At 48.0% G+C, this 19231-nt stretch carries 15 protein-coding genes and 1 tRNA gene; 6 read left to right on the top strand and 10 right to left on the bottom strand.

Annotated elements, in window-relative coordinates; translation table 11 throughout:
* Positions 1-115: 115 nt before the first annotated feature.
* The 5 genes from RQM65_RS12630 to rplM form a co-directional block, all read right to left on the bottom strand.
* Positions 116-937 (bottom strand): GIN domain-containing protein, encoded by an 822-nt coding sequence (locus RQM65_RS12630; protein WP_314015485.1) that lies wholly within the window; start codon positions 935-937, stop codon positions 116-118.
* A gap of 203 nt (positions 938-1140) precedes the next feature.
* The gene (gene tsf, locus RQM65_RS12625) at positions 1141-1965 is read right to left on the bottom strand and encodes a translation elongation factor Ts (protein WP_314015483.1); all 825 of its coding nucleotides are present in this window, start codon (positions 1963-1965) and stop codon (positions 1141-1143) included.
* Between the two features lie 196 nt (positions 1966-2161).
* On the bottom strand, positions 2162-3472 hold the full coding sequence (gene rpsB, locus RQM65_RS12620; RefSeq protein ID WP_314015481.1) for a 30S ribosomal protein S2: 1311 nt from the start codon (positions 3470-3472) through the stop codon (positions 2162-2164).
* A 276-nt stretch (positions 3473-3748) separates the two neighbouring features.
* A complete protein-coding gene (rpsI, locus tag RQM65_RS12615; protein WP_314015480.1) occupies positions 3749-4135 on the bottom strand; it encodes a 30S ribosomal protein S9 in 387 nt (128 codons plus the stop codon).
* Positions 4135-4590 (bottom strand): 50S ribosomal protein L13, encoded by a 456-nt coding sequence (gene rplM / locus RQM65_RS12610; protein WP_314015478.1) that lies wholly within the window; start codon positions 4588-4590, stop codon positions 4135-4137. Before rplM ends, rpsI begins: the two co-directional genes overlap by 1 nt.
* Positions 4591-4827: 237 nt before the next feature.
* Here rplM and RQM65_RS12605 point away from each other — a divergent pair, with 237 nt between their 5' ends.
* Positions 4828-5316 carry a hypothetical protein gene (locus tag RQM65_RS12605; protein ID WP_314015476.1) on the top strand — a complete coding sequence of 163 codons (489 nt, stop codon included), beginning with the start codon at positions 4828-4830 and terminating at the stop codon, positions 5314-5316.
* Between the two features lie 83 nt (positions 5317-5399).
* Here the strand turns inward: RQM65_RS12605 and RQM65_RS12600 are convergent, their stop codons facing one another.
* The 3 genes from RQM65_RS12600 to RQM65_RS12590 form a co-directional block, all read right to left on the bottom strand.
* On the bottom strand, positions 5400-5747 hold the full coding sequence (locus RQM65_RS12600; RefSeq protein WP_314015474.1) for a T9SS type A sorting domain-containing protein: 348 nt from the start codon (positions 5745-5747) through the stop codon (positions 5400-5402).
* Between the two features lie 229 nt (positions 5748-5976).
* Positions 5977-8814: a DNA polymerase I gene (polA, locus tag RQM65_RS12595; RefSeq protein WP_314015473.1), complete on the bottom strand. Its 2838-nt coding sequence runs from the start codon at positions 8812-8814 to the stop codon at positions 5977-5979.
* A 170-nt stretch (positions 8815-8984) separates the two neighbouring features.
* Positions 8985-9974: an isoaspartyl peptidase/L-asparaginase family protein gene (locus RQM65_RS12590; protein ID WP_314015471.1), complete on the bottom strand. Its 990-nt coding sequence runs from the start codon at positions 9972-9974 to the stop codon at positions 8985-8987.
* Positions 9975-10012: 38 nt separating this feature from the next.
* On the opposite strand from RQM65_RS12590, the gene RQM65_RS12585 reads away from it, so the two are divergent.
* The 3 genes from RQM65_RS12585 (at position 10013) to RQM65_RS12575 (ending at position 12446) form a co-directional block, all read left to right on the top strand.
* Entirely contained in the window at positions 10013-10735 is a 723-nt protein-coding gene (locus RQM65_RS12585) for a copper homeostasis protein CutC (protein WP_314015470.1), read from the top strand.
* A 48-nt stretch (positions 10736-10783) separates the two neighbouring features.
* Positions 10784-12007, top strand: a complete 1224-nt coding sequence (locus RQM65_RS12580) for a metallophosphoesterase (RefSeq protein WP_314015469.1) — start codon at positions 10784-10786, stop codon at positions 12005-12007.
* Positions 12008-12149: 142 nt separating this feature from the next.
* Entirely contained in the window at positions 12150-12446 is a 297-nt protein-coding gene (locus tag RQM65_RS12575) for a thioredoxin family protein (RefSeq protein WP_314015468.1), read from the top strand.
* A 342-nt stretch (positions 12447-12788) separates the two neighbouring features.
* Here RQM65_RS12575 and RQM65_RS12570 read toward each other — a convergent pair whose 3' ends face one another.
* Entirely contained in the window at positions 12789-16175 is a 3387-nt protein-coding gene (locus RQM65_RS12570; protein WP_314015466.1) for a protein O-mannosyl-transferase family, read from the bottom strand.
* Between the two features lie 390 nt (positions 16176-16565).
* Between RQM65_RS12570 and RQM65_RS12565 the strand changes: the two genes are divergently transcribed.
* A tRNA-Gln gene (locus tag RQM65_RS12565) sits at positions 16566-16637 on the top strand.
* A 781-nt stretch (positions 16638-17418) separates the two neighbouring features.
* On the opposite strand, the gene RQM65_RS12560 is transcribed toward RQM65_RS12565, so the two are convergent.
* A complete protein-coding gene (locus RQM65_RS12560; protein WP_314015465.1) occupies positions 17419-18048 on the bottom strand; it encodes a DUF998 domain-containing protein in 630 nt (209 codons plus the stop codon).
* A 632-nt stretch (positions 18049-18680) separates the two neighbouring features.
* Between RQM65_RS12560 and RQM65_RS12555 the strand changes: the two genes are divergently transcribed.
* A complete protein-coding gene (locus RQM65_RS12555) occupies positions 18681-19220 on the top strand; it encodes a DUF4347 domain-containing protein (RefSeq protein WP_314015463.1) in 540 nt (179 codons plus the stop codon).
* Positions 19221-19231 lie beyond the last annotated feature (11 nt).

Here is a 19231-nt window from a genome sequence, read left to right as displayed (position 1 = left end):
GGCCGGGCCAACGGTCTCACGTCCCAGTCTTATGTCTTTTTTGAAGAGGTTGGCAACGGGCGGACAAGCAAGGCGCAAAATAAAATAAGGAGTCTTTGGCCACCGGTACTTAATACTACTTCTCCCGGTGTAGTTCCGAGGTGTCCGAAAATTCGACGAGTTCTATTTCCCCGTCGCCATGCACGTAAGTTTTGGAAGAGCCGCTGGCGGTAAGTTCGATTTTTGAATTCACCTGTACCTTTGCCGAAGCGGAGTTCTGCACCTTCAAGAACACCATGTCCGCTTCCAGGCGTTCGCCCTTCAGACTCGTATTATCCAAGAGGGTCGCGTTGAAGGTATCTACAGTGCCTTCCATTATTGCCCCCGCATTCCTGTATATCTTTAGGTCGTTGGTTCCACTTATTGTATAGATGCGCGCATCTGCCCGACCGTTCAGAACAAAATCCATCGTGTCCCCGGTCAAGGTAAAATCCCCGGAACTTTTGCCGTCCATGGTAATCTCAATCCGGTTTGCCTCGGCATTCAGCTGCAGTTTGGCGGCATCTGCCATTTTCACCTTGAGTTCGTCGGTCACGACGGGCCCGTCCATACGGATGTCGCCATTAGAAAGATTCAGGGCGTCGATATCGGTATAGTTTACGGTAATGTCCAATTTCTTCTTACCGGTAATGGTATAAAAGGAACTGATGACCAAAACGCTATCCTTTACCTCAAACTTTAATACATCGATCAGGTTGTCGTCAGCGGTAATCGCGTAGCCCGGTTGTGGCGCCTTGCGAAGCCGAACTTCAATGTCGTCGTTCAGTTCGATGGTATGGAAGGGAGATAGATTTTGCTGGACATCGGTAACTATTCTGCTTCCCTTGATCTTTGGTTTTCGCTGGGCAGACAGTTGAAAACAAATAATAAATGCGGTAAAAAAAAGGATATTCTTCATGTATGTATCTCTATTTGTAATTCGTTGGAAGAAAAGTCTATCGCTATGTCTTGAGGATGCCTCGCCATTGGTGGATATTACTTACGGTGCCACAAAAATAGAACAAAAAAACCACCCGACTTTTCGACGGATGGTTTTTACAATTCTTACGGTAAAGGATTAGGATGCTTATTATAAAGCAGCGCCTAGGATATATTTATGGATTATCCCAAAGCTACCCTCTTGAAGCCGGTTACCTCAAGATCAGAATCGACGGATTTCACATATTGGGCAACACTTTGCTTGCTGTCCTTAATAAAATCTTGGTTGACCAAGGTATTATCCTTAAAGAAACGCTTTATTTTCCCCTTGGAAATTTTGTCGAGCATTTCCTCCGGTTTTCCTTCTTGACGCAATTGGTCTTTGGCTATTTCTACTTCCTTATCAATAATGGATTGATCGACCCCCTCTTCGTTCAAGGCTACCGGATTCATCGCAGCGGCCTGCATGGCCACATCCTTAGCGACCGTCTCGGCCCCATTGACCGCAGCGGAAAGACCTACTAGCGTAGCAATCTTGTTTCCGGCGTGAATATAGCTTCCGACAAACGGCGCGCTTAATTTCTCGAAACCACCGATCTCGATTTTCTCTCCGATGACACCCGTCTGCTCCGTCAATTTATCCTGAACGCTCATGCCCTTGAAATCCGCGGCGAGAAAGTTCTCTTTAGTGTCATAGCCCATCGCTAAGTCAGCCAACTCGTTGGCCAAGGTGACGAAGTCGTCGTTTTTGGCGACGAAATCGGTTTCGCAGTTCAGGGAAATGATTACGCCCTCGGTATTGTCGGAATTCACCTTTGCAATGGCCGCACCTTCCGAAGAATCGCGATCCGCTCTTTTTGCGGCCACTTTCTGGCCCTTTTTACGGAGTATTTCGATGGCCTTGTCAAAATCACCCTCGGCCTCGACCAAAGCTTTTTTGCAGTCCATCATACCTGCGCCTGTCGTCTTTCTCAATTTATTTACTTCTGCGGCTGTAATTTTTGCCATAACTGTCTTGTTTTATTGTAGTTTTCGTTCCAAGTCATCGTTCAGGATGAACTCGTCCGAAAAATTTATTGTTCATTTTATCGCCGCTATATCGCTCCGGTAAATGGACGTACGTTGCCGTAATATTGGAATCGTCTCCAAAACCTCAGGAATACAGGGCCGTTAACTCGAGTCTTCTTGTTGGGGGGCTGTCCAATTACTTGACCCCGCCTTTGACCTTGTCTTGCCACTCTTGCAGTTCGTCCCATTTACCGTCGGCGGCCAACTCCGCTTGCTCGGACCATGTGCCGGGGTCTAGGTGTGCCATTCTTGAGCTGGATTCGGTCAATACTTCCTTGATATGATCTGCATCGGCCTTGGCCAACTTGGCGTAGGTATCGATTCCAGCTCCGGTCATCGCTTCTGCAGCTTTGGGCCCAACGCCCTCGATTTTGGTAAGGTCATCGGTCTTTTCGGCTGTTGCCTCGGCGTCTTTGGTCTCATTTTTCGAAGCTTCCTTTTTGGGAGCTTCTTCCTTGGATGTCTTGTCCTCTTCTTCGGCAACCGCCTCTTGGGTAGCCGCTACATCAACTTCCGGCTTGGGTGTCTTGGCCACTACGGGAGAAGCTTTGGTATCTACCGCCTCGGGTGATGGTTTTGGCTCTTCTTTGCCTTCCGCGACTACGGGCGCCTCCTCGATTTCCTTCGTACTATCTTTGCCTGCAGGCTTTGGTTGCTTCGCCTCGGGGGTCACCTCGGAAGGTTTCGCGGCGATACGTTTTTTCTTCTTCGGTGCGGCATCCGTGTCATCGCCACCTTCATTATCGGAACGCTTCTCCGATTTTCTTTCCGACAGCCCTTCGGCTACGGCATCGGTAACTTGCGTCATGATGATATCAATGGATTTAGAGGCATCATCGTTGGACGGGATCAAATAATCCACATCCCTGGGATTGCAATTGGTATCGACCATCGCAAATATCGGGATATTCAGTTTCTGGGCCTCCTTCACCGCGATATGCTCGCGCATGGTATCGACCACGAAAAGGGCCCCTGGTAAGCGGCTCATCTCGGAAATCGAACCTAGGTTCTTCTCCAATTTGGCACGCAGCCGGTTGACCTGTAAGCGCTCTTTTTTGGATAGGGTATCGAAAGTACCGTCTTTTTTCATCCGGTCGATGGAAGCCATTTTCTTGACCGCCTTACGGATCGTTACGAAGTTGGTCAACATCCCACCGGGCCACCTTTCGGTGATATAGGGCATGTTCACATTTTTCACTTTTTCGGCTACGATATCCTTCGCCTGTTTTTTGGTGGCGACAAAAAGGATTTTTCGTCCCGACGCGGCAATTTTTTTCAAGGCCTCATTGGCCTCGTCCAATTTTGCTACGGTTTTGTAGAGATTGATAACGTGAATTCCGTTGCGCTCCATGTAGATGTAGGGCGCCATATTAGGATTCCACTTTCGAGTGAGGTGGCCAAAATGCACCCCTGCTTCCAATAATTGTTTTACTTCGACTTTCGCCATTTCTGCTTTAGTTTACGTTCTCTTGAATAGGCAATGCTAAAGTGGTATCACCAGCGTGTGAAGCCTCCAGCATTTAGATGCTAAACTAACGGTAAGCGCCCCGAAGCCAAATGCTCGAGACTACCGGAAAACCATCCTCGATTGGAGAAGACGATTTTTAATTTATCCGTATCCCAAGAACTTCGCTGGGGTCGGGACTTTCAATGAACTAGGTTAATTAATAAATATAAAAAAGGCATCCATCCCCAAAAAACTTGAAGATGGATGCCCGTACACTTAACGTTTAGAGAACTGGAATTTCTTACGGGCCTTCTTCTGACCGTATTTCTTACGTTCCACCATTCTTGGATCCCGGGTCAAGAGTCCTTCGGGCTTGAGCACGGAACGGTTTTCAGCATCCACTTCGCACATCACCCTGGAGAGCGCCAAACGGATGGCCTCCGCCTGTCCGGTCGTTCCCCCGCCATAAACATTTACCTTTACGTCGTAGGTGTCTTCGCTATCGGTCAACGAAAGCGCCTGCTTTACCTTATACCGCAATACCCCGGTAGAAAAATAATCTTCGAGGTTCCTATCGTTTACCGTAATATCCCCTTTTCCCTCAGAGACATAGACACGGGCGACCGCCGTTTTCCTTCTTCCTATTTTGTGAATGGTCTCCATTACTTAAATTCTTTTAAATTGATAACCGTTGGTTTTTGGGCCTCGTGGTTGTGTTCGGAACCTACAACGACCTTAAGGTTTCTGAAAAGTTCGGCACCCAGTTTGTTTTTCGGGAGCATTCCCTTGACCGCTTTTTCCACGATCCGTTCAGGATGTTTGGCCAAGACCTCCATGGCCGACCTTGACCGTTGCCCGCCGGGATAGCCCGTGTAGCGCAGATACACCTTGTCTTCCCATTTATTGCCGGTCATATCGACCTTTTCGGCATTGATCACGATCACGTTATCACCACAATCGACATGAGGTGTAAAATTCGGCTTGTGCTTTCCCCTGAGCATTTTGGCGACTTTAGAGGCCATACGCCCCAAGGTCTCTCCTTCTGCATCGACTAACACCCACTGCTTGTCAACAGTTTTTCTGTTGGCCGAAACGGTCTTATAACTTAATGTATCCACTGCGGTTACTTTTTGATTAAATCTATCTGTCCCGAATGCTTCTATTCCATAAAACGGGCTGCAAATGTACATTAATAAACTTAATTTACAAACCCTGTTATCCGAATATTTTTAGAAATAAAATAAGGATAAAAAAGGAATGGGAAAGAGGGATTGCCGTCCGTTGTAGCGTCAAAGATAGGAACACAATTCCCGGTTGCGTCAAGAAATTGTATTTTTGCCCAAAACCGGACAAAGATGAAATTTAAGCTATCAGCAATGGCCCTGCTCATCGCAGCGGTCTTTTCGTGTTCTTCGGACAAGGAGGACGGCCCCGACTATACCGATACGACTGCTATCACGGGCACGTGGGATGCTACCCAGCTGGAGACCGAAGACCCCGGCGCTGTCTTACAGAAACAGATCTTGGCCCATCTGAGCGAGAGGGACTGTTATATACTGACGTTCACCTTCAACGAAGATCTGAGCCTGCTTGCGGAAAACGGGGTGAATTATCTTGAGGTCAATGCCACGGAAGACGGATTGGATATTCCCTGTCCCGAAGAAAGAAATAGCGACACCGGCACCTACACCTATGATGGAGAAATACTGAAGATCGAGGATTTGGACGGACCGCCCTTGAACGCGGAAGTGACCATCGAAGGCAGTAGGATGACCATCGATGCAAAAAATCTCGACATCCCTAACTTCGATTACACCGGGAAATTGATTTTCAGGAAGCGGTAAAAATGATTTCAAGTTCTGTTAGTACAGGCCCCTCTGAGCGACCCGAAGGAGCTTTTTATTGACGGAACTTTTTACATTTACCTTTATTTCTTGTAAAACTTGATCCGAATCCGCTGCTGTTCCGAAACGATACTTACAATATAGGCCCCGGGCTCAAGACTGGAAATCGGAATGTTCACTGCGTTGCGCCGAATGGCCCAATGGTAGGCAGAAACGGTGTTGCCGTAAATATCAAAAATTTCGATAGCCGCCCTTGCCGTGTTTTTCAACCCTAATATATTGACCAGATTGGTCGCAGGGTTGGGAAACACCTTGACCTTCGCCGAGTATTGTTCCGTGACCTCCGGTCCGTCATTCCTTAGGTCGGGGGTCTGCGCAGTAGCCAGAAGACCTGCCGATAATAATAAAAAGGAAAGGAAATACTTTTTCATGGCATGGTTCCGTTTGAAACGAAGTTTGCCGTAAAAGTAGCTGCTTCTGCTCCCTAGCAAAAAAAAATGTTGTGAAGCCGGGTTTTATGTGTGCGAGCATCGTTTTTTGGGAAAACATTAAGGAAGGCCGGTGAACACTGCTCCTAAAAAGTAGCTCTTTAAAACCCTAATAAAAGGAGAAGAGGACAGCGGGGGGACCTTTGATAATTCTCTTTTAGTGAGCCGCTCCCTAATGGGCTTCCAACCAGTTGTCACCGATTCCCAGTTCGACGTCCAAGGGCACCATAAGCTTATAGGCGTTTTCCATTTCAGATTTGATCAACGGCTTCAGCGCTTCCAATTCGGATTTGTGGATGTCGAACACCAGTTCATCGTGTACCTGTAACAACATCTTACTTTTATAGTTCTTTTCGGATAGTTTTTTATGGATGGCGATCATGGCGATCTTGATGATATCGGCCGCACTGCCCTGTATCGGTGCATTGACGGCGTTACGCTCGGCAGCGCCACGCACAACGGCGTTTCTACCGTTAATATCCTTCAAATACCTGCGCCGTCCCAGAATAGTCTGAACGTAGCCGTGCTCCCGGGCGAAATCGATCTGTTCGCTGATATAGTTACGGAGTTTTGGATAGGTCTTGTAATAGGTATCGATCAGTTCTTTGGCTTCCGTTCGCGAGAGGTCGGTCTGATTGCTAAGGCCGAAGGCCGATACCCCGTAGATAATTCCAAAATTGACCGTCTTGGCATTGGCGCGCTGCTCTCGGGTCACCTCTTCGAGGGGCACATCGAACACTTTCGAGGCGGTGGAAGCGTGGATGTCCTCGCCGTTCTTAAAGGCCTCGATCATGGTGGTCTCCTCGCTCAGGGCAGCGATGATCCGGAGCTCGATCTGGGAGTAATCCGCTGCCAGCAGGGTGTAATTTTCGTCTCGGGGCACGAACGCCTTGCGAACCTGCCGCCCGCGTTCGGTACGGATCGGAATGTTCTGCAAATTGGGATTGTTACTGCTCAAGCGGCCCGTAGCCGCAACTGTCTGCATATAATCGGTATGTACCCTTCCGGTGGACGCCTCGATCTGTTCCGGAAGCGCCGCGATATAGGTGCTTTTCAGTTTGCTCAGTCCCCGAAAGTCGAGTACCTGTTGGATGATTTCATGGTCCTTTGCGAGATACGACAGTACATCTTCGGCGGTGGAATACTGTCCGGTCCTCGTTTTTTTGGGCTTGTCGACCAGTTTCATCTTGTCAAACAGGATTTCCCCCAGCTGCTTGGGCGATTCGATGTTGAATTCCTCCCCGGCTTCCTTATAGATTTTCTGTTCCAGTTGCTTGATGTCATCGTCCAGCGCCTCGGCAAGGGAGTCCAAGAACTTTTTATCCAGATTTATTCCCTCCAGCTCCATATCCGCCAGCACGTGCAACAGGGGAATCTCGATATCATTGAAGAGTTTATCGGTCTTGGCCTCGGCCAGTTCGGGACTGAAATGCTGCGCCAACTGAAAGGTGATATCGGCATCTTCGACAGCGTATTCTGTCTGTTTTTCCAACGGCACCTCGCGCATGCTCAATTGGTTCTTGCCCTTCTTGCCGATCAGCTCGGTAATGGAAAGCGGAGTATAGTTGAGATAGGTTTCGGCCAGCACGTCCATATTATGCCGCATATCGGGATTGATGAGATAATGCGCGATCATCGTGTCGAAAAAGCGTCCCTTTATCTTGATATCATATTTGTCGAGTACCTTAATATCGTATTTCAGGTTTTGGCCGACCTTTTCGATGTCTTCGCTTTCAAAGAAGGGCCGCAACTTTTCGATCAGCTCTTGGGCCTCCTCTTTTTTTTCGGGAAAGGGAACATAGAAACCCTTGGTCGGCTCCCAGGAAAAAGCGATGCCCACAAGTTCTGCCGTCAGCGGATTCAGTCCCGTGGTCTCGGTATCGAAACAGACTGAAGTTTGCTTCAATAAATTTTTCAAGAAAAGTTCCATGGCCATTCCCTCGGAGACGCTTTGGTAAATATGGGGAACGTCTTCTATGGTCTTGCGGCTATTGTGCTCTGTGATGGTCTCGCCGGATGCCCCCGGATCGGCACCGAACAATGAAAATTGTCCGCCACCGGCTTCCTTGGCATGGGCCTTTGCGGTCTTTGTGCTGGTCACTTGGGCTTGCTGCGTGTCGTCTTCCCCGGAGAATATTTTAATAAATTGGTCTCTCAAACGGCGGAACTCCAGTTCTTCGAACAGTTTCTGTACTTTTTCACTGTCCGGTTGGGAGAGCTCATAGTCCTTGGCATCGAAGGTGACCTCGCACTCTGTAAAAATGGTGGCTAGCTGCTTGGAAAGCCGACCCTGTTCGGCGTTCGCGATGACCTTCTCCTTCATCTTGCCCTTGAGCTGGTCGGTATTGTCGAGCAGTCCCTCGAGGGAGTCGAATTGTTTGATAAATTTCTTGGCCGTTTTATCACCGACACCTGGCAGACCAGGAATATTGTCGCTGGCATCGCCCATCATTCCAAGGTAATCGATGACCTGCTCGGGCCGTTCGACCCCAAAGCGTTTCTGTACCTCGGGAATGCCCCATATTTCGATACCGTTGCCCATTCGGGAGGGTCGGTACATAAAGATATTTTCGGTAACGAGTTGGGCAAAATCTTTGTCCGGGGTCACCATAAAAACTTTGTAATCCTCTTTTTCGGCCTGTTTGGCCAACGTACCGATAATGTCGTCGGCCTCCAGGCCGGACAGTTCGATACTGGGAATATGCATGGCCTTTAGAATAACCTGGATCCAAGGGATGGCCGTTCTGATAGCGTCGGGGGTCTCGTCGCGATTGGCCTTGTAGTCGGGATAGAGCTCGGTGCGTTCGGCACTGCCATCCTTATCGAAACAGACGGCGAGATGGTCGGGCTTCTCCCGTTTGATGACATCGAAGAGGGAATTCATAAAACCCATGATGGCAGAGGTATCCATTCCCTTTGAATTGATGCGCGGGTTTTTGATCAGGGCGTAGTAGCCACGAAAGATAAGGGCGTAGGCGTCGAGAAGAAAAAGGCGTTTTTGTGTTGACATTTTTTGATGTGAGATTTTAGTCTTGAGATGTTGGACTGAGATGTGGATGTGAGGTTTTTAGTTTTTAAGGTATTGGGTCGCAAGTTCGAAACTATAGGCCTACAATGAAAATACGAAATTAAGGCTTTTCGGGACTTGGGGGCGTAATGCTCGCCGTGCTTCCGATATCGTTACGATTCGAGATAGGATTTTGAGGGATTGTTCACGTGCCCGGCTTCCGAGTAGGTGCGGTACGAAAACCCGGGATGGATGCAATAGCCTCCAGTCTCTCCTTTCTTGTTGATAGCGATAAAGCCGATCTGAAAATCCTGCTTGTCCTTGTTCTTGGCGATGATGCGTTTCACGCCTTCCTCGCAGGCATCTTGTGGCGACTTGCCCTGCCGCATCAGCTCAACGATCAGAAAGCTGCCCACGGTGCGGACCACTTCCTCCCCTACCCCCGTGGCCGTAGCCCCGCCGATTTCGTTATCCACAAAGAGTCCGGCCCCGATAATTGGCGAATCCCCAACGCGCCCGGCCATCTTGTAGGCCATCCCGCTAGTAGTACAGGCCCCAGAAATATCACCATCTTGATCGAGTGCCAACATCCCGATGGTATCGTGGTTCTCAATATTGATGACAGGTTCGTACTTCGAGGTCTTCTTCCATTCAAGCCATTCCTGTTTCGAGCGCTGCGTAAGCAGATCGGTTTTTTTGAAGCCCATTGCGTAGGCAAACTGTTCCGCCCCTTTTCCGGCCAGCATCACATGGGGAGTTTCTTCCATCACCTTGCGCGCCACCGAGACGGGATGGGCAATGTTCTGCATCGCCAAGACCGCCCCACAGTTGCCGTCCTTATCCATGATACAGGCATCCAAGGTCACGTTCCCATCCCGGTCGGGGCGGCCGCCGACGCCTACGGTCTGGTTATCGGGGTCGGCCTCTTCGACCTTGACGCCTTGCTCCACGGCATCGAGGGCATTTCCTCCATCTTTTAAAACCTCCCACGCCTTTGCCGAGGCCTTGTGAAAATCCCAGGTACAGATGACAAGGGGACGAACAGCCTTAACAGAGTCCTTCAAGGTGGGACCCGCCTGCCCCGCCGACGATGCCAACAAGGGCCCCGAAATCAGCCCCGCGGTCGCCGCAGTGGAATGCCGTATAAATTTTCTTCGTTCCATAATTACTCTTTACATTTAGCGCAGATAAATATAAGGATATGTTGATAGAAGTCTGTGCCAATTCACTGCAATCTGCCCTAAACGCCGAAAAGGCGGGTGCCCATCGTATCGAACTCTGCTCGGAGCTTGCCGTGGGGGGCATCACTCCCTCATATGGACTCTTGAAAGCGGTCCGGGAAAAGGTTGGGATTCCCGTACACGTGCTGATACGGCCCCGTAGCGGCGATTTCACCTATTCCGACGGGGAGTTCGAGATCATGAGAGCCGATATCGCCATCTGTAGGGATTTGGGTTTCGACGGCATCGTCTCCGGCGTTCTAAAAAAGGATTATTCATTGGATGTAAAACGGACAAAAACCTTGATCGAGGCCTCGGGAAAACTTAAATTCACGTTTCACCGAGGATTCGATTGGGTCAAAGACCCTATGGAAGTTTTAAGGGAATTGGAAAACCTGGGGGCGGACTGTATTTTGACTTCAGGTCAAGAAAAGTCGGCCGTTGTGGGTATCTCCCTCCTGGAAAAACTCCAGCAAAATGCATCCAGCCTCGTAATTATGCCCGGCGGAGGCGTTAAACCGGAAAACATCGACGTTTTTAAGGATAAAGGATTCCGTGCCGCCCATCTTTCGGGAAGCCAATTCGTTCGCACCTTGCCAAACACTCCGCGAATTTCCATGAATTCCCCATCTTTTCTAAAAAATGACGAAATAACGGTCTCTAGTGTGGAAACTATCCAAAAAGTAGTCCATGCGGTTAAATAAATTCTAAATGGCATAGGGGAACGGGTATTTAAAAATATCTTTGCAGCCATGTTACGATGGATTGTTTTTGCCATAGTTTATATAGTTGTGGGCCTTTACGCCCTGCAAGCCTTGAAAACGGCCACCCGATATCCCTGGGTGTACTATCTTTTTATCGCCGTATCGTTACTGGTCTTGGGCAATTTTGTGTATCAGTTTACATGGGGTGCCGCGCCGGGGCGGGTCTTAAGCCGTCCGAAAAGCTATGCCTTCGGTCTGATGCTCGCCTTTTTTACCTTTCAGTTGATTACCATTCTTTTTCTTTTCTCCGAGGATATTTTCCGGGTGGTCTCGGCCCTGTACCATAAACTAACCGGCAACACCCGGACCTTTGCCCTTCCCGAGCGCCGGAAATTTTTGAGCTTGCTCGGCCTAGGGATTGCCGCATTGCCGTTCGGCGCCCTACTCTACGGCATGTACAAGGGCAAGTATAATTTTCAGGTGCTGAACTATGAACTGGAATTCGAAGACCTGCCCGATGCCTTCGACGGCTACCGCATCACCCAACTCTCCGATATTCACAGCGGAAGCCTCGACGACCGCAAAAAAGTTGAATATGCCGTCAATCTGGTCAACGAACAAGAGAGCGATGTCATTTTATTTACAGGGGACCTGGTGAACAACCTGGCCACGGAAATGGCACCTTGGAAGGACCTCTTCTCGACCCTCAAGGCCAAAGACGGCAAATTCTCCGTCTTGGGAAACCATGATTATGGCGATTACGTGGATTGGGAGACCGAAGCCTCAAAACGTCAAAATCTCGAGGACCTTAAACTGATCCAACGCGACATCGGTTTCGACCTCATGTTGAACGAAAGCCGATATCTACAAAAGGGGAACGATAAAGTTGCGTTGGTCGGCGTAGAAAACTGGGGCCGCGGCGGATTTAAAAAGGCCGGCAATCTCAAAAAGGCCGCAGCTACCATCGATAAGAACGATTTTAAGATTTTGCTGAGCCACGACCCTTCGCATTGGGAAGATGTGGTGCTCTTTGATGACACCCACTATCACCTGACCCTTAGCGGCCACACCCACGGCATGCAGTTCGGTATCGAAATCCCCGGATGGGTCAAATGGAGTCCCGCACGCTGGCGCTACAAATATTGGGCGGGCATCTATAAGGAAAAGGGACAGTTCATCAATGTCAACCGTGGTCTGGGCTTTTTGGGGTATCCGGGGCGCGTCGGCATCTGGCCTGAAATCAGTGTCATTACCCTCAAAAAGAAGGCCTAGTTACCAAGCTCCCCAGTCAAGGGACTTTTTTAAAATTGTCTCTAACAAGATTTTAACGCGGGCCGCGTACCATAAAACCTCGGGGGCGGGCCTTGATTTCACAAATTTTCTTACTTTTGGCGCATAACGCAAAGCAACAAACATGTCAAAATTTGGTGATCTTATAGATTTGAAAATCCCCGTACTGTTGGATTTCTATGCGGAATGGAACGAACAGTCCACCGCAATGCACTCCGTTCTCCGCGACGTTGCCGCGGCGTTGGGCGATAAGGGCAAGGTCATCAAAATAGATGTGGACAAAAACAAGGAGCTTTCCAGTGCTTTGCGTGTCAAAGGCCTTCCGACCTTAATGATCTACAAAAAAGGAGAAATGGTATGGCGCCAAAGTGGCGAGCAGGATGCCAAGACCCTTATCGGAATTCTCAAAGAATACGTGTGAGAGAAGAATTTGTACATTCCACTGGCACCTTCGTTTCCTCGTATGAACTCCTGAAATTTAGGCACAATCTTATCGGCCCGTACTTGCTTTGTTTTCCGGGGAGGGATTACGCATATTTAGAATTCTTTTGCAGTCTGCGGTATGGCTTCGATCATATCGGAAAGTGCGATATCAGATCGAGAAAATAGCGCTGCAAAACTACGCTCCAGGACAGACTGCCGAATCATATATCAATTAAAAGGACGCGATTTACGTTCTTTTATTCCGTTCGAAATCACTGATTTCGGTAACGCGGAGACACCCATTCCTATTAATAATCCTAAATTCAATCCGGCCACGAGATCAGTTTTGGTCCTTGACCCCTATTCGCTCAAGTAATTCTTCATCGGTTTCGGTGGCGTCCCGGTTCTTGGTATCGGAAACGGGCATCGTATCGACCATATCCGGATCCTGCCCCTGTATCGGAAGTTCATCCCCCGGGATGTTGTTCTCATAAAAATGCTCGAACTTGTCGATGTATTCGTTAAAGATCAAGGTTTCCTTTTCGGCCTTCTCCCGGTCGTTGTTCGTGATTAAAATATCGATGTTTCTGCGATAGCCCTCCATGTCACCGATAATCTCGTCGATGTTATCGTACTGCTCATCCAACGGAACTCCTGCGTAATATTCCAAACGCTGCTGATAGATGGTTTTCAGTTTTTCGAAAAGCGCCCTGGCCTTTTCGGTCTCCCCTACCTTGTAATATCCATCTACGAAAGGCTCGACGAACGTGTAGTATTGATAGTACTCGACCGGTAGCTTCTCCATGGTCATATCGATAATAGTCTTGGCCTTTTCGATTTTCCCCTCCTCGATCAGTTTTTCGGTCAATCGGGCCAGGTTGCTTCGGTACGACAGCCCTTGTATACGCGTCTGGGGGTCGTGGTACACATCGGGACTTCCCGAATTACCCCAGTACCAATTCGTAACGATATCGTACATCATATCGGTATCGATCCTACCCATTTCAAAAGATGATTTTGTACGTGGGGTATTGATCGGTACGAGCTTGTAGGCCATCCCATCCAATTGCAAGTAATCTTTCATCCAAATAAATTCAGCGTCGTCAAAACTTCCCCCCGAAAAATAAAGTGGGCGTTTCCAATCATTGTTGGCCAACATGTCCAACATCATCATATTCTTCTTGGTGATTGCCGATTGGGGAATGTCAATATCGATATAATCGACGATCTGGGCGGAATCTTTTTCCTTGACGAGTCCGCTCTCCAGTACGTTTTTCTTGTTTACCGGAATACGAAGATGCGTAGTGGGATAATAGACAATGTTCAGACTATTTTCGGAATAGGCATCAAGATCCGCTCCCCGCTTTTCGAGAATAAACTTCAACTTGGTCTGGGGTTCATCACTGTCGATCCATTTAATAAAGTCCTGCACGGACCACCGACTTTCAGAAAGTTTTCTATTGAAAATATCATCAACATTGTAATGATAGAGCACATCTCGAGATCCCCATCGATATTTATCGTGGGTAATCTGCGAAGGTATCGGCTCGCTGTCATAGGCCTTGCGCTTCATTTGATCGATATACCAGTCCGTTTCGAACAGGCTGGTACAAACAATGCGGACATCGGTACGATACCCCTCGATCTCTTGGGCGTACCAAAGCGGAAAGGTATCGTTGTCACCTATCGTAAAGAGTATCGCGCCTGCATCTTCTTGGCACGAGTCGAGATAGGCCTTTGCCGATGCGTTGGCGGTAAAGCGGTTCGACCGATCGTGGTCGTCCCAATTTTGTACGGCCATTACCGTGGGCACGGCAAGGAGACAGACCACGGTAATCACCGGAGCCAGTATTTTTGGGGAAAGCAGTTTTCTCAGCTCGTCGAAAAGTCCGTACACCCCGAGGCCTATCCACAACGAGAAGACATAGAACGAACCTACAAGGGAATAGTCCCGCTCCCGAGGTTGGAAGATATAGGGATTGGTATAGAACTGAATGGCAATCCCGGTAAACAAGAAGAACACCAACAGCACCCAGAACTGTTTCGGGTTTTTGGATACCTGAAAAAGAATGCCGATAATGCCCAAAATCAAGGGCAGAAAATAATAAGTATTCCGTGCTTTATCGTCCAGCACATCATCGGGCAGGTTATCTTGGCTGCCGAGCCGCATGCTATCGATAAAATTCAAACCGCTCAACCATTCTCCGTTGCCGTTGTACCTGCCCTGAACGTCATTGTTCTTTCCGGTAAAATTCCACATAAAATACCGCCAGTACATGTACCCGAACTGAAATTGCATCATGTATTGGATGTTTTGCCAGACCGAGGGAGGTTCCACTTCAAGATACTCGCCGAACCGCCGTAAAAATCCGATGTACTGCTCGGCGTCAATTTCCCCCTTGGCATAGCCTTCCTTCACCTGCTTGACCGCGGCGCGCAATTCTTCGTTCGACTGCTTCATCTTAAAGTCGAGCGGCCCGAAATAACGCATGTAGTTCTCTGCATGCTGGGTGCTCCACATTCGGGGTAGAACTCCGACATGCTTGGGATCGTCACCGGGAACTGCGTTCTTATAGTGGTTTACGATCACGTATTTACCGGTCTCCTCATTTTTTTCATACTTGGGGGCCTCGTCTTTCTCTTCCCCGCCACTGCCAAATGTACTGGAGTAGTACGCCCCGTACACGGGACTATCGACCCCGGGGTATTGCTCCCTATTGTAATACGCCAATAGGGCACGCGCATCTTCGGGATTATTCTCGTTGATCACCACCTGGGCGTTGGCCCGGATCGGCAGCATCAACCAGGTCGAAAACCCGAGAAAAATGAACATTACACTCAGTATAATGGTATTCGCCGTTCTGTAATTGTTCTTTCGGGTGTAGCTGAGGCCAAAATAAAAGGCCGCTGCAAAAATCAACCCCATTATGATGGTGCCCGAGTTAAATGGCAGCCCGATACTGTTGATAAAGAATACCTCGCTCCATCCGAAGAGTTTCAGCACGTAGGTCAATGAAAACTGGTAGACCAGCATGAGAATGGCAACGACCGCTACATTGGCAATCAAAAAATTCTTGACCGTGGTTTGCTTGTATTTCTTAAAGTAGTAGAGCAATCCGATCGAGGGAATGGCCAAAAAACCCATAAACTGGACCCCAAAGGTAAGGCCGACAACAAAGGAAATCAGTACCAGCCATTTATTGCCGCGGGGCGTATCGAGATTGTCCGTCCATTTTAGACCGAGCCAAAGCAGCAGGGCCATGATCAAACTGGCACTGGCGTAGACTTCGGTCTCCGTGGCGTTGAACCAAAAGCTATCGGAAAACGTAAAGGCCAAAGCACCTACAAGACCGCTTCCCAGAATGGCAATGGCCTTGCTATCCGTCATCACCTCACCTTTCTTTCGAACGAGTTTTTGGACGAGGTTGGTAATCGTCCAGAACATAAACAGGATGGTGAACGCGCTCGATACCCCGGAAACATAGTTCACCATTCGGGCCACTTCGGTGGGATCGGGCGCAAACATGGCAAAAAACGCCCCTAACATCTGCAATAGCGGTGCTCCCGGGGGGTGGCCCACCTGTAGTTTGGCCGAGGTGGCAATGTATTCGCCCGCATCCCAAAAGCTGTTGGTCGGTTCGACGGTGATAGCGTAAACGATAAGAGCTATAAAAAAAACACCCCATCCGGCCAGGGTGTTCCATTTTTCGAAGTTTTTTGAAAACATGTATGTGTCTTGGGTTAAGCCGTTCTGAACGGGCTAAAATCTTTGGCACAACGTTTTTGCCGTGTTGCGGCGAAATTACTAATTTTAATTATTTTGGTTCGGTAAACTTTTGTGAAAGTTCTAGTAACCGCCGAAAACACAGTAGCCTTCGAGAGTCGAGACCATTGTTGTATTGGTCGGAAGAAAACCGCAGTTCCAAAGGCTTAAAATCACACGTTTCTTAGGCCATACGGTGGGCAAAAGTTGGTTCTTGTATCGGACGCTAAGGTTTTTGGATTATTGTTTTCCAAAATATTTGTGCAAACCAAACTTTGTTTTAAATTTGCACGCTCTTATGCGGGTCAGGTCCGACGTTCTGAATGTCGGCGGCCCCAGTATAAAATTTGACACTGGCCTATGGTGTAATTGGCAACACAGCTGGTTTTGGTCCAGTCGTTCTAGGTTCGAGTCCTAGTAGGCCAACTCTTGAATCCCCTGATTTCATTGATATCAGGGGATTTTTAGATTTTAGGTAGAACATCGGCTCCCTCATCGGGAGCGGTAGTTATGATGCTGTTAATTTACTGAAATCTAAAATTTATCTTGGGGCAGGCCATCTCCAAATCTTTGTAAGGTTATGCTATTTGAACTCTAAATGTACCAACGCCTCCACCCCCGAAATTGATTAAGACTTTCTAGTAACTGTTTATCCCGGTTTCGCCAGCCCTTCTTAGGTTGCTCTCCGCATCTTAAGCACGAGGCACTTGTCTCCTCCGAACGACATGCCCACTTCTTGGAAGCCGAGCGTTTTGTAAAATTTTTGACCACCGGCGTTCGATTTCATGGGGTCATCAAAGCATCGCTTCAGCACAAGCTGCATTATCTCCGTGCCATACCCTTTTCCCAAATTTGCTTCTTCACCGATCTAGATATCGATGGCCCTTTTGTTTTTTCCAACCTCTCCCCAATATGGGTTTCCTCAAGAAAGGGGTCAATGATTTGGACAAATCCGATCGGAAGGTCATTGAGCTCCGCTACCAGTTGCTCCCTCCATTTTGGGGTCCGGGCATGTTCAATTTCGCAATTCCAGTCATCAATCGGGTTAGAATCGATTACATGCTTTTTGGTATTCAATATTTAAGGAGTTTCAAGTCTTCTATTGTCACATGTCTGATTCTATCATCCCGGAATTGATGGTTGAAATATTTTGGGGTTCTGGAAGATTGTGATCAGCTAAAGCGGAATGCTAAATCTTGCGAATCGTTTACCAATCTTTATTGATGTCATATATAGAGCTTCCAATAATCGTTGTCCAAAGGAAAATCGTCAATAAAAGTAATCGCTGCCAAATTCCAGTGAGTGCCCGTGACTCGAAAGAATCTATCATGATGACCAATAATATTGCTGCAACAATTCCTGATAGTATGGAATAATTCCGGAGCTTTTTAAAGGGGGTCGAACTTTTAAATGATATGCCCAATAAGACAATGCCAAAAATTGCTGAAATAAAGGTCACTGCAGAAATCTGATCGTGGATTGTAGTTTCCGGAGAACCATGGGGCGGACAGCCCGGATCGCAAGAGTATATTCCCGCCAAGGCCATACCGAGGCCGAAGACTATAAGCAAAATCGTTCCTGCCTTTGCTAGGGTCGTTCTTGCATAAAATAACAATAAGGAAATGGCAAAAAGGACGAAAAGCAATCCCGAAGGGATAAAACCGATAAAATTCATTATATCAGCGTTTGGGGTATCGGTTGCCCCTAGTTCACTGATAAAATTATCCAGATGACTGTACTCAGGACGCATATATGCGCCAACCAAAGTTACACTTGAAAAAAGTATCGGAGCCAAAGCTCCTCCTAGACCCAGTACGCTTAATTTCGGACTTCCCATTTTGCAACTATTGACATCGGCCGGGGGAAAGCGAATAATTCAGTATCGTGGATTCAAATTGTCCCGCTAAGTTAATCAATTAAGACATAGGGTTTTCAGCACATTGGGAACTCATCGTTTATCTGGACTCTGTTTATTGGCTTGGCTTCTCAAGCCAGTTGTCTTTCATGGCCATTACAGTCACTTTGCTTCTTAATTAAATAGATGGTGAACAATGGTGTTGTCAGGAATGACTGCACGCCACAACGGCTTTTAACTTTGGAATTTGGTATATCCACTTAGGAAATAGCCACTGCCCCGTGGTTCTGGATATATGGGTGGTGGATGCGCCGGGTTATGTCGATCCTTCTTCTCCTACCCGTTGCGTTATCATGTTTTTCGGGTTCGTTGCGATCGCAAGCGCTTAAAGCCTTTTATGTTCCAGGCCGCAAATCATTCCCCCCTTTCCCGCTCGATACGGTAGGATTATAAGCCTCCGGGAAAAGCTGCCGGTAGCCCACAAAAAACCAGCGGTTCACAACATCTAATATGACTTTCGCAACAAGCGTTGGATGTACTTAAATATTTCCGAATTACTCTCGTTAAACAGTAAATAAAATCAGTTTAACGGTAATCTATACACCATGCTCCCTATGCACCTCTTCAAAAAAAATCGGATTCCAATCTTCATTTTCCTTCTTACAGCTTCATTCACCTACGCCCAATCCAAGGACCTGGTAGTAATCGATTCCGAATACGCCGAGAAAGGAAAAGTGCTGGCCCTACTCCCCGGATCGGAAGTACTAGAACTAAACTCCAATTCCAATCCCTGGGAAAAAATACGTGTAGGCCTCGAAAACAATAAAAACTTGAATACGGTTCACCTTTTCGTGGAATCGAGCTATAACGCCATATTAATGGGAGGCACCTCCTATAGTATTGAAACGCTCAATAACGAGTTCGAATTGAGCATGATGGAAGGTCTGTATAGCGGCACGAACTACCAACTGCTGATATACTCCTGTAATTTGGCCTCTAACGAAGAAGGAATCGAACTATTGAACTACATCGGCCAGCGGGCCTATATGAATGTAGCCTCCGGTGCGGATTGCTCATCGGTATTCGATGCCGGTTTCGCCTTCAATTTCCAATCCCTCGACAGCTCATTGTCCCCTTCCATATTCCAAAATTAAAAACCCCTCGA

Source organism: Pricia mediterranea, assembly GCF_032248455.1.
Lineage (GTDB): Bacteria > Bacteroidota > Bacteroidia > Flavobacteriales > Flavobacteriaceae > Pricia > Pricia mediterranea.
Note: the sequence above shows the minus strand (reverse complement) of the source record. Positions and strands in the feature narration are given on the sequence as shown.